Consider the following 9,521-nt stretch of genomic DNA (forward strand, 5'->3'; position numbering starts at 1 on the left):
TGACCGAAAGTGAATTCTGTTGATAGTGAGTAAGAAGCGGCTCGTCGGTGCGCTGGGGGCGATTCTCCTACTGACACTGGCGGGACAGAGTGGTCCTGCACAGGCCGATAAGCCCGAGGTGCAGATCGACAAGGGCCTCGAGGGCAAAGCCGTTCCGGGGCAGTACATCGTCACGCTCACCGATGGTGTGCCGATCGATACCGTCCTCGACGACGCGAACGTCAAGAAGGTATTGCACCGATATACCAACGCGATCAATGGATTCGCGGCCCAATTGTCGGCTGGGCAGCTGAAGAAGCTGCAACAGGACGAGCGCGTCGAGATGATCGACGAGGACGTGATCGGGACGAAATCGGCCATTCAGGAGAACCCGCAGTCAACATCTCGAGCAATTACTACTTCCTCACCGATATCTTCAGCAGCTTGAAGACGGCGACCAATAACCTGGCCGCGGCTGGGGCCTTTGTTGCGGTATCCGCGGGCAACAAAGACGCCAATGCCTGTCAGCACCCGCCAGCTAATGCAGCCGGGGCCATGACCACTGCCGCGAGTACGTCGACCGACACACGATGGTCGGGGAGTAACTGGGGCGGTTGTGTAGAGATCTATGCTCCCGGCAAGGACCTGTATTTGCCGGATCACCCGAGCGGCTACAGGCCCGGCAGCGGTACTTCCTTCGCAAGCCCGCACGTAGCCGGTGTAGCTGCCCTCTACAAGGCCACGCATGGCGATGTCGGCTATACGGTAATCCAGGACTGGATGCGGGCCAATGCCGCAGTCGGGAAGATCAGTGACAACAAATCGCCCGATCCGGCGCTGAACGGGGTGACCCCCAATCTGTTGCTGACTACCGGTGGGCTGTAGATCAACTGAGGATGGCATAGGTAGCGACTTCTGGTCGCTCATCGAGGGACTGGCAGGTGGCCGATGTCGCACTCATCAGTGCGTGGTCAGTTGGTGAGCTGCTTCAGAACCCAGCCCGCGGTATTGGCGTCCGACCGGATGGTCGAGTGTCCCACCGGGGGTGCGGCAGGGAAGAGGTCCTCGTAAATGGCCATGGTTACGCCTGGCTCGTCGATGGTTGAGCAGGCGGGGGCGGGGGTGGCCAGTTCATCGTTGCGGGTTGCGAGGACCGAGTAGCGGACGCCGGGTTGGGCGATGGGCCCGTTGAATATCGCTTGGTAGACCTCTGATGTGGGGGCCATCTGCAGGGCGACGGCCTTGTCGGGTGCCGCGGCAGCGATGACCGATGCCAGGAAGGGGAAGGCCTGTAGGAGTTGCACCGGGGTGATCGGCGGATTCTTGATGCCCAGTGCGGTCAGGAAGCCCGCACCGTCGCAGTCGCGCGCCTCCGGGGTGATGAATACCGCGTGTGAGACGTTCGGTGCCCCGCCGAGCACCTTGAGGTAGTAGTTGGTGACGATGGTTCCCGCCGAGTGCGCGATGATCTCTACCTTCTCGACGCCGACGGTGTGCTTCACCTTGGCGATGAAGTCCGCGACCTGGCGCGCACCACTGGGAATGTCACCAGCCCAACGGGTTCCGTCCACAATTCCGCCTTGGAACAGCAATGTGCAGTAGCCCGCGTCGCGCAGCGAGCCGACCATGAAATCCCACTGCGCCGCGGTCTCGGTCGTTGTGCCGTCGCCGCCGGGCAGGACCACTATCGGATACGGATGCGCCACCGTGGGTGTGCAATCGATCTCCGGTTCGATGGTGGCTCCCGCTGGAATCGTGGGGGTATCGCTGGTCGGTTCCGCCGCTGCGGGCGTTGCCGTCATCGCGGTCATGCCGATCACCGCTGCGGCCATCCCCGTGGCCAGAATTCTCCTCATGCGCTGCGATACCTTTCGTGAACTGGATGCTCCCCACCTGGTAACGCAAATCAAATGCGCACCCGCACAGCACGTTACCGCGCACCCGATCGCGCAATGTCCGGGCTGGCGCAAACGCGCCGTACACCCCACAGTCCGGCGCAAAGCTGGTACCAGCGGTGTCCCACCCGGTGCCGGGGGGTGCTCACTCGTGGTTTCGTCTGCGCTCCGGCATCAGGTCGCCCGGTCGGTCGAGCTACTCGCCCGGGGTGTGGTCTACAACATGTGCTATCTGCGAAACACCGGAAAGCGCAATGGATTTGCTCGCTCGTACCGGCCCGCGGAAGGCTGGCAGGTGTGCGGTTGCACCCGCGGGTTGTCGTTGGCGGGTTTCGAGTCCGGCCAGGTCGGCTCGGACGTGTCGCAGGAGTTGTTCTGCGCGGTTGCGGTGGATTCCGGCCAGTTCCGAATCACCCAGTGCCGCTGCTAGTTCGGCGAGGAGCGAGTCGACGGGGCCGAAGCTGGTGAGCAGGGTTTCCATGCCGGAGATGCGGCCGCTGCGGGTGGAGAGTTTGTCGTAGAGTCGGCGGATTTCGCGAATATCGCCGAATCTCAGGGCGGCGTGGGCTCGGAAGGTGGCCAGTACGAAGGGGTAGTAGTAGGGCCATTCGGGGGAGTAGCGGTCGTAGAGGGCGCGGGCTCGGGAGGGTTCACCGGCGTGCAGGAGGGCCACGATATAGGGCTGCGCGGCGGAGTTCGGGAGTTGGGAGTACATCTTGCTGAGTGGTTTGGCCAGGGGTGACAGATCGCCTTCGGCCCATGCCAGTCCGAGATCCGCGCAGACCCGCAGGACCGTCGCATTGGCATTGCCGTGCTGGTTCATTCGCGCGCTCAGCTCGGCGTAAACCTTGCGGGCGGTGGGGATATCGTCGGACAGCAGGGCCGACAATGCCGTGAAGACCTGCAAGATCTCCATGAGCTGCGGCAGCTGCCCATCCGTCGCACCCTCCACGGCGGTGGCCGCCTGTCTGGATGCCTCCGCCAGTTCGGCGTCGTAGAGGGCTCGGCGGTAGAGCGCGTAGTGCGCCAGCGTTCGATACTCGGACAGGCCCGCGCGCTTGGCCACCGCCAACATCTCCTGCGCCAGCTGCGGCGGATAGACGGTGCCGTCGAAACGGATGTACATGGCGGAATTGAGTGCGGCACAGAGCAATTCGGGATTGCCGAGGCAGCGGGCCAGGGCCACCGCCTGGGTGCCGCGCTGATGTCCCAGCGCCAATCCCTCGGGCGTCAGCGAGAAGGCGTACACGGCGGCAATGAGCAGTCTGATCTTGTGCTCGGTGGACTGTTCGCGAGTCAGGCACTCGGTGATCAGATCCTGCACCGCGGTATCGGTCGCCAAATAATCCTGCACCGCCCACACCACCGGTGCGCGCCAGCAGGTCAGCGCGCGTACCAGGAGATCGTGGTCGCCGAGTTGTCGGGCCAGGGCGATGGCGTGATCGCGCTCGGTCCGCGCTTCGAGTAGATGTCCCTGATAGCCAAGGGCATTCACCAGCTGACACCGCGCATCGAGCAGTGCGACGCGGTCGGCGCGGTCGGCCTGCTCGCTCTCGTGTCCGGCGAGACCGTGCAGTTCCACCGCGGCGCGCCAGAGCTTGGCCGAATCGGCGCGCATATTGCGCTCGGTACAGCGCCGCACCGCTGCCGATACGTAACTCAGTGCGCGCGTGGCGGTATCGGGCCGTGCGCCGAGAACCGCGTGGCGGGCCAGGATTTCGGGATCACGGGCCAGACCCGGATAGTCGTCGGCATTCTCATTGAGCAATTCCAGTGCGGCCCAGTGCATGCGGACCCGGCGCAGCATGGGGATGCGCAGGTACACAGAGTCGTGGATGAGGGCGTGGTCGAAGGTGATGCGACCGGTGCGATCGGTGCGCACCAGTCCGGCCGCCTCGGCCGCGGCGATCACATCGATGAGTTCGTCCTCGCCCATATCCATGGCGAGGCTCAGGATACGAAGGTCCACACCGTCGCCCCAGATGGACAGATGCTGGAGGGCTGCGGCGACCCCGTCCGGCAGTCCGGTCAGCCGGTGATTGATCAGCTCCCGAATCGAATCCGGCAGCTCCGCCATATCGCCCGGCACCGAACTCTCACCGCCCGGAGCAGCCTGCGCGGCAAGCGTTTTCGCCATCTCGCGAACGAAGAGCGGATTGCCGCCGGTGCGCCGGTGCAGTAGCTCGAGGGTGTCTCGCGAGAGCTCGTCGAGTCCGGCCTCGCGAGCGACCTCGCGCGTAGCGTCCAGATCGAGCCCGGCCAACTCCACCCATTCGGCGGTGGAGTGGGCCAGGGCCGCAGCGGTGGCGCGCAGTCCGGGTCCGGATTCGGAGCCACGCAGGGTCACCACAATCAGCACCGGCTCATTGCGCAGCCAGCTCGCCACCTGTCGCAGCACCTGCATGGTGGCATCGTCGGCGCGGTGCGCATCCTCCAGCAGGATGGCGACCGGTCGGTTGGCAGTTGTCTGTCGGCACAACTTGACCACGGTCCGCGCGACGGTGAACGCATCCCCGGCGGCCAGCACATCCGGAACGGTCGGATCGAGTTCAGCGATGATCTCGGCCCACGCCCAGGCGACGGGCGCGCCATCCACCTCCGGACAGCCGCCGCGCACCACCGTCCACTCGAGACCGGTGGCTCCCGACTGTTCCGCGCCATCGCGTGGCCGGTCGGCACTGGCAGGCCCGCGCTGTGACCACAGTCGACCCTGCTGTCGGGAGAGCTGGCACAGCGCGGAATCGGCGAGGGTCGTTTTGCCCGCACCCGCCTCACCCGAGACCCACACCAATCGCAGCTGTCCGCTTCGGGTTTCGGCCGCAACGCGCAATAGCGCGGCGCGTTCCGCGCCATACCCGCATGCCGGGCGGGCATCGCGCATTCGACTCGCGGACGGCTCCGGAGACATCGGCGGCGCGGTCGCGGTGAGTGCCACGGAATGGTTCAGAATCGCCGATTCCAGTTCGCACAGCGCCGGGCCGGGATCGACGCCGAATTCCTCGAGCAGATATTCGCGCGCGCGCCGAATCGTGGCCAGGGCCTGGGCCTGTTGGCCGAGCCGGTATTGCGCGGTGGCGAGCAGTCGCGCGCATTCCTCGCGTTCGGGATGGTCGTCGAAGAGCGGCCGCAGTTCGATGGCCACCTCGGTCGGACGATTGAGTTCGAGTTCGATCTGGGCGCGCAGTTCGGCGGCGGTGAGGCGCAGATCGGTGAGGCGCGAGACTTCCCGCGCGGCCCAGGCGAATCCGGTCAATCCCTCGAAAGGCGAACCATTCCAACAGGCCAGTGCGGCATCGAGCAGGCAGCGGCGCTCGCGCAGATCTGGGGTATGAGCGGGATCGCGCAGGCACTCCTCATAGCGCCGCAATCGCTGTTCGAAGCGCCAGGCATCCACCGAGTCGGGGGCGAGTTCGAGGGCGTATCCACCGGTCGTGCTGACCAGGTAGCGACACGGGGCGCGGCGCACCCGGTCGGGTTCCAGGGTGCGCCGCAGATTGTGGATGTGCACCTGCAATACCGAGGCGGCGGACGGCGGCGGCTGGCCTTCCCACAGATCGTCCACGAGTCGGTCGGTACTGACCGACCGTCCGCCCGCGATTACCAAACGGGCGAGCACCGCGCGCAACATGGTCGCACCCAAAGCAACCGGTAGGTTGTTAACGGACAGCTGTAGCGGCCCGAGCACGTTCACTTGCGGTTCCGCCATGATCCGCGACAACCTCCATACCGGGGTGGAATCGAGCGCGCTCCGATGACTCGTGGGAATGTCCGCTGAGTCTGTCGTTATGAAATCTGAATTATTCCACCGTTTGCCGCTGCGTTAGCCCGAAAGTGCCACTGTGCAGCGGGTTTTCATCACTGAAGTTAGCTGGCTAATGTTTAGCAAATAAATTGGCTTGGAAGACACGCCTTAATTTCCGCGAAAGTTCCCCAGAAGAGGAGTAGCGAATACTTCTATACATCGACACGACGAAGGGAAAGCCAATGGCTACGGACGTCGCATCCGTTGAGCATCAGGGTTTCGCGATGCGGGCAATCGGCCGCATCAAAGCGCGACCGGCATCTTCTGTCGCGATGCTGGCGAATAGCCAAATCGAGCCCCGAGCGGTCGGTCTGTATTGGGACCGTGACGGGGATATCTGGCAGCGGGAGGAGGTCGGCTGGCGGCTGATCCTGCAGAACGGCGTCTCCGTCGACCCCGTCTCACTGTGGGATTGGGAAGACGGGTGCGTGCGTGACTATGCCCCCTTCACACCCGTGTCGTCTTTCGCCGCCGCCGATGGGTAGCAGTGCCCACTGCCCTGGTTGGTAGGCGGTAGGCCGGAGCGGCAACTCCGGCCGCGGCGGTACCCGGTCCTCCGATCGTCGTGAGCCCGATCAGGAGGCCGGGGCCGCCGCTCCGAGCTCATCTCGGCCGGTGCCGAACAGCGTGACCTCCATCAGGCGGATCACCCGCGCGGGCGGGCAGATTCGCGGATCGTCACCGAAGACCCGGCCCAGATCCACCACCAGCCCGAAGGCCGCGTGCACCAGGATCCGTGCCTCGCCCTCGGATAGGTCGGGGCGCACCGCCACCAGCAGGCGCACCCATTCGGCGACGATCAGCCGCTGGATATTGCGCAGTACGGTGCGCTCCTCGGGCGATACGTGCCCGAACTCCGCGTAGTAGACGAAGGTGAGTTCACGTTCGGCGAACGAGCCGGCGACATAGAGGTCGATGAGCTTGGTCAAGGCTTCGGCGGGACTCGATGAGGAGGCCGTCGCCGGGCCGATCGCCCCCGATACGCGATCAGCGGCGCGGCGGAACGCGGCGGCCAGCAGATCGCTCTTGGAGCGGTAGTAGCGGTACACCGCTGAGGCCGCGGACAGGTCGGCCGCCGTAGCGATGTCCTCCATACTCACATTCGGGTAGCCGCGCTCATGGAAGAGTTCGACGGCCTTCTTCAGCAGCAGTTCGTGTTTGAACGACTGCGGGATCTCCACCCGGCGCACCGGAGCGGGGGTGTCGTCGCCCGGCGGCAGGTCGCAGTCCATCACTTGGTCGCAGGACGAATGTAGCAGGGCGGTAAGGGGTTTCACGGGCATGGCGGCGTGGTGGTCGCCGATGCTGGTGATAATGGACAGCATGGTGGCGGCCCGCACCGCGCGGTCGTGGCCGTCGAGTTCCGGGCGTACCTCGCCGATCAGCCGACGCAGCGTGGTGACGGCCGTGGCGAATTGTTTGTTCAGCGTGGCACGGTCGGTGTCATCGAGGTAGCGGCCCTCCCAGCGGGTCAGGGCCACGGTGGAGCGATTGGCGATGGTGTCGGCGATGAGCGCGTCGAGGAGATGTGAGAAGCGCTGTCGCGGGCTCCAGTCAACGGCGTCCTCGGGGAGGGTGGCCGCGTTGACGGTGACCTGCCCCAGCCGCAGCAATTCCTCCCTGAACAGGGAGTACTTACTCGGGTAGTGCCGATACAGTGCGGCGGAACTGATCCCGAGCCGGGCCGCGATGTCCTCCATGCTGACACCGTGGTAGCCGAGGGAGCCGAATGCGGCGGCCGAGGTCGCGGCGATCTGAGCACGCCGATTCTTGGGGCGGCGGCGAATCACGCGTTCGGGCTCGGCGGCTTTCATGCCCGCAATCGTAGCCACCAGCACCTTTACGCCCGTGCAGGGTTGGCTGTCTGAATTGTGATCTCTTCGGCGCGTAAGTTTTTCGCCGTTCTACCGGTTGTGCACCGTAGGCTGCACGGGCACGGCTGCGAGGGAATGGGAGTCGCTATGCGCGTGGTGGAGGTGGAGCGCACGATTGCGGCGCCCATCACCGATGTCTTCGACTGGCTCACCGATGTCACCAATTTCCAGCGGGTGCCCATGGTCAGACGAGTAACCCTCGTTCGACCGGGCAATACCACTGGGAACGGGGTAGGCGCGGTGCGGCTGATCGTCACACCTCTGATGCGTTTGACCGAAGAGATCATCGAGTACACGCCTCCGACACAGGTGCGGTACCGCATTCTCACCGCCGTCCCGCGCCTACGACATCAAGACGGAACGCTCGACTTCAGCGAAACCGACTACGGGACCCATGTCCGGTGGTACTCGACCTTCGAGGTCGCGAGCCGCGGATCGGTGGTCGCCACGCACGTCTACCTGCCGATGATCAGAGCTGGGTTTCATATGGTGCTCAGAACCGCGGCGCGAGAGCTGCGGGGAGAGTAGGACTTTCGCGTCTCGGCTGCCTCATGATCTCCCCGCGAACACGCGCCTTCTTCGCGGGGAACCGTTGTGGGGGAGCCGAATCATCCCGTGCCCATGTCGGCGGGTTCGTCGGGCGGGATGATCCAACGCGAGTGGGTCTCCCCGGTATCCACCGCGATCACGTCGACGACGGCGACCAGCGCGTCGGGTACGGACCCGTCGAAATGAGCGAGGCCGGGCACGATCACGGCCTCGGCCTCGGAGGCCCGAGCAACATCGATCACCCGCCGCACCGGATCGCTGGTACGCGGACCGAACACCACAATTTTGGTGACCGTGTACCCGAGCCGCCTACCAAGACTCCGTACCTGCTCCTCATCCCAGGGCTGCCGTATGCCTGACACACTGGAACGCAAATAGCCGATGGCGGTAGGTATTTCGCGTACCAGCCCGCACCCGAATTGGTGTGGCTGGTCGCCGATCGCGCGATGAACGAAGGCTACGAGGCCGACGACCCCTACGTGGTCGCCTGCAGCGTGTGGGCAATGACGCAGGCACTGCGTGATTGCGGCCGATGGGAGGAAGCAATTGCCCTGGCCCGCAACGCTATTCATGGTCTGGCGCCGTACTTGGCGCGCGACGAGACGCCGGACGACTGGTACGGCATCGTCGGCGCACTGGAGGCCGAGATCGCCTACGTCCATGCCCGGCGTGGCCGTCATGGCGACGCATGGGCCGGGTGGGAGCGGGCCGACACATTCGCCCGCCAACTCGGACCGACGTATCGCCATGTCCAGACATCGTTCTCGGCCCCGGTCATGGCGGCACACGCCACCACGCTCGGGGTGGAGCTTCGCCGTCCAGGAGAAGCCCTACGGGCAGCGCGGGAATTCGAAGCCGACCAGATAGTCTCGCTGCCCCGCCGCAGCCGCCACCTCATCGAAGTCGCCCGCGCCTACTATCAGCGCGACGAAACCACCGCCGCCCTGACCATGCTGGTCAAATCCGAGCACACCGCCCCGGAAACCATCCGCTACAACGGCTACGCCCGCGAAATGCTCCACGGACTCATGAAGGACCCACCCGTCGGAATGCGCTCCGACGTCCGGGATCTCAGCAAGCGCGTCGGTATCCGGGTGTGACCCCGGGGTGCTGTGGCGTGGGTAGCTTGGATGTTTCGCCCGTTCTGGGAGTCTTTGTTCTATGTATGCCGGAGCCTCGATATCCCCGAGGCCAAATGCTGTTCTCGGGGCCTACGTAGCCGGGTTGGGAGCGTCGGTTGCGGTTCCAGCGGCGTTCGGTCTAGAGCGTGAAATGACGAAGGCAGTGTGGTGGCGTCGTCTGCCGTCCCCGACCTGGGCTCCCCAGTTGGGTGCCGTCATCTCACCATTCCAGCGTGGCTGGCTGGCTTGTTGTCGCGTTCTCGAGACACAAGATCCAGGGACGTCGAGTGGCTTCGTAGAG

At 64.9% G+C, this 9,521-nt stretch carries 9 protein-coding genes; 5 read left to right on the forward strand and 4 right to left on the reverse strand.

The window, feature by feature from the left end; all coding sequences use genetic code 11:
* Positions 1-25 precede the first annotated feature (25 nt).
* Both NU1_RS31040 and NU1_RS40805 read left to right on the forward strand, forming a co-directional pair.
* Positions 26-427, forward strand: a complete 402-nt coding sequence (locus tag NU1_RS31040; protein ID WP_067527032.1) for a protease inhibitor I9 family protein — start codon at positions 26-28, stop codon at positions 425-427.
* Positions 424-864 carry a S8 family serine peptidase gene (locus NU1_RS40805; protein ID WP_169815173.1) on the forward strand — a complete coding sequence of 147 codons (441 nt, stop codon included), beginning with the start codon at positions 424-426 and terminating at the stop codon, positions 862-864. Before NU1_RS31040 ends, NU1_RS40805 begins: the two co-directional genes overlap by 4 nt.
* A gap of 86 nt (positions 865-950) precedes the next feature.
* On the opposite strand, the gene NU1_RS31045 is transcribed toward NU1_RS40805, so the two are convergent.
* Complete coding sequence (locus NU1_RS31045; protein WP_157553278.1) at positions 951-1,835, reverse strand: esterase/lipase family protein; 885 nt, start codon at positions 1,833-1,835, stop codon at positions 951-953.
* Between the two features lie 235 nt (positions 1,836-2,070).
* Positions 2,071-5,580, reverse strand: a complete 3,510-nt coding sequence (locus NU1_RS31050) for an ATP-binding protein (RefSeq protein ID WP_067527034.1) — start codon at positions 5,578-5,580, stop codon at positions 2,071-2,073.
* A gap of 368 nt (positions 5,581-5,948) precedes the next feature.
* On the opposite strand from NU1_RS31050, the gene NU1_RS31055 reads away from it, so the two are divergent.
* Positions 5,949-6,161 (forward strand): hypothetical protein, encoded by a 213-nt coding sequence (locus NU1_RS31055; protein WP_157553280.1) that lies wholly within the window; start codon positions 5,949-5,951, stop codon positions 6,159-6,161.
* Positions 6,162-6,251: 90 nt separating this feature from the next.
* On the opposite strand, the gene NU1_RS31060 is transcribed toward NU1_RS31055, so the two are convergent.
* Positions 6,252-7,490, reverse strand: a complete 1,239-nt coding sequence (locus NU1_RS31060) for a TetR/AcrR family transcriptional regulator (RefSeq protein WP_067527039.1) — start codon at positions 7,488-7,490, stop codon at positions 6,252-6,254.
* Positions 7,491-7,637: 147 nt separating this feature from the next.
* Between NU1_RS31060 and NU1_RS31065 the strand changes: the two genes are divergently transcribed.
* The gene (locus tag NU1_RS31065; RefSeq protein ID WP_067527036.1) at positions 7,638-8,078 is read left to right on the forward strand and encodes an SRPBCC family protein; all 441 of its coding nucleotides are present in this window, start codon (positions 7,638-7,640) and stop codon (positions 8,076-8,078) included.
* An 80-nt stretch (positions 8,079-8,158) separates the two neighbouring features.
* Here the strand turns inward: NU1_RS31065 and NU1_RS40810 are convergent, their stop codons facing one another.
* Complete coding sequence (locus NU1_RS40810) at positions 8,159-8,461, reverse strand: hypothetical protein (protein WP_157553282.1); 303 nt, start codon at positions 8,459-8,461, stop codon at positions 8,159-8,161.
* A gap of 84 nt (positions 8,462-8,545) precedes the next feature.
* Here NU1_RS40810 and NU1_RS31075 point away from each other — a divergent pair, with 84 nt between their 5' ends.
* Positions 8,546-9,199, forward strand: a complete 654-nt coding sequence (locus NU1_RS31075) for a tetratricopeptide repeat protein (protein WP_174565950.1) — start codon at positions 8,546-8,548, stop codon at positions 9,197-9,199.
* Positions 9,200-9,521: the final 322 nt, after the last annotated feature.

The sequence above is a fragment of the Nocardia uniformis NBRC 13702 genome, from assembly GCF_001613345.1.
GTDB classification, from domain to species: domain Bacteria; phylum Actinomycetota; class Actinomycetes; order Mycobacteriales; family Mycobacteriaceae; genus Nocardia; species Nocardia uniformis.

Coding starts and splice junctions, on each gene's coding strand:
- NU1_RS31050 (WP_067527034.1), bottom strand. CDS start 5,580: ATGGCGGAACCGCAAGTGAACGTGCTCGGGCCGCTACAGCTGTCCGTT.
- NU1_RS31075 (WP_174565950.1), top strand. CDS start 8,546: ATGAACGAAGGCTACGAGGCCGACGACCCCTACGTGGTCGCCTGCAGC.
- NU1_RS31045 (WP_157553278.1), bottom strand. CDS start 1,835: ATGAGGAGAATTCTGGCCACGGGGATGGCCGCAGCGGTGATCGGCATG.
- NU1_RS31060 (WP_067527039.1), bottom strand. CDS start 7,490: ATGAAAGCCGCCGAGCCCGAACGCGTGATTCGCCGCCGCCCCAAGAAT.
- NU1_RS31055 (WP_157553280.1), top strand. CDS start 5,949: ATGCTGGCGAATAGCCAAATCGAGCCCCGAGCGGTCGGTCTGTATTGG.
- NU1_RS31065 (WP_067527036.1), top strand. CDS start 7,638: ATGCGCGTGGTGGAGGTGGAGCGCACGATTGCGGCGCCCATCACCGAT.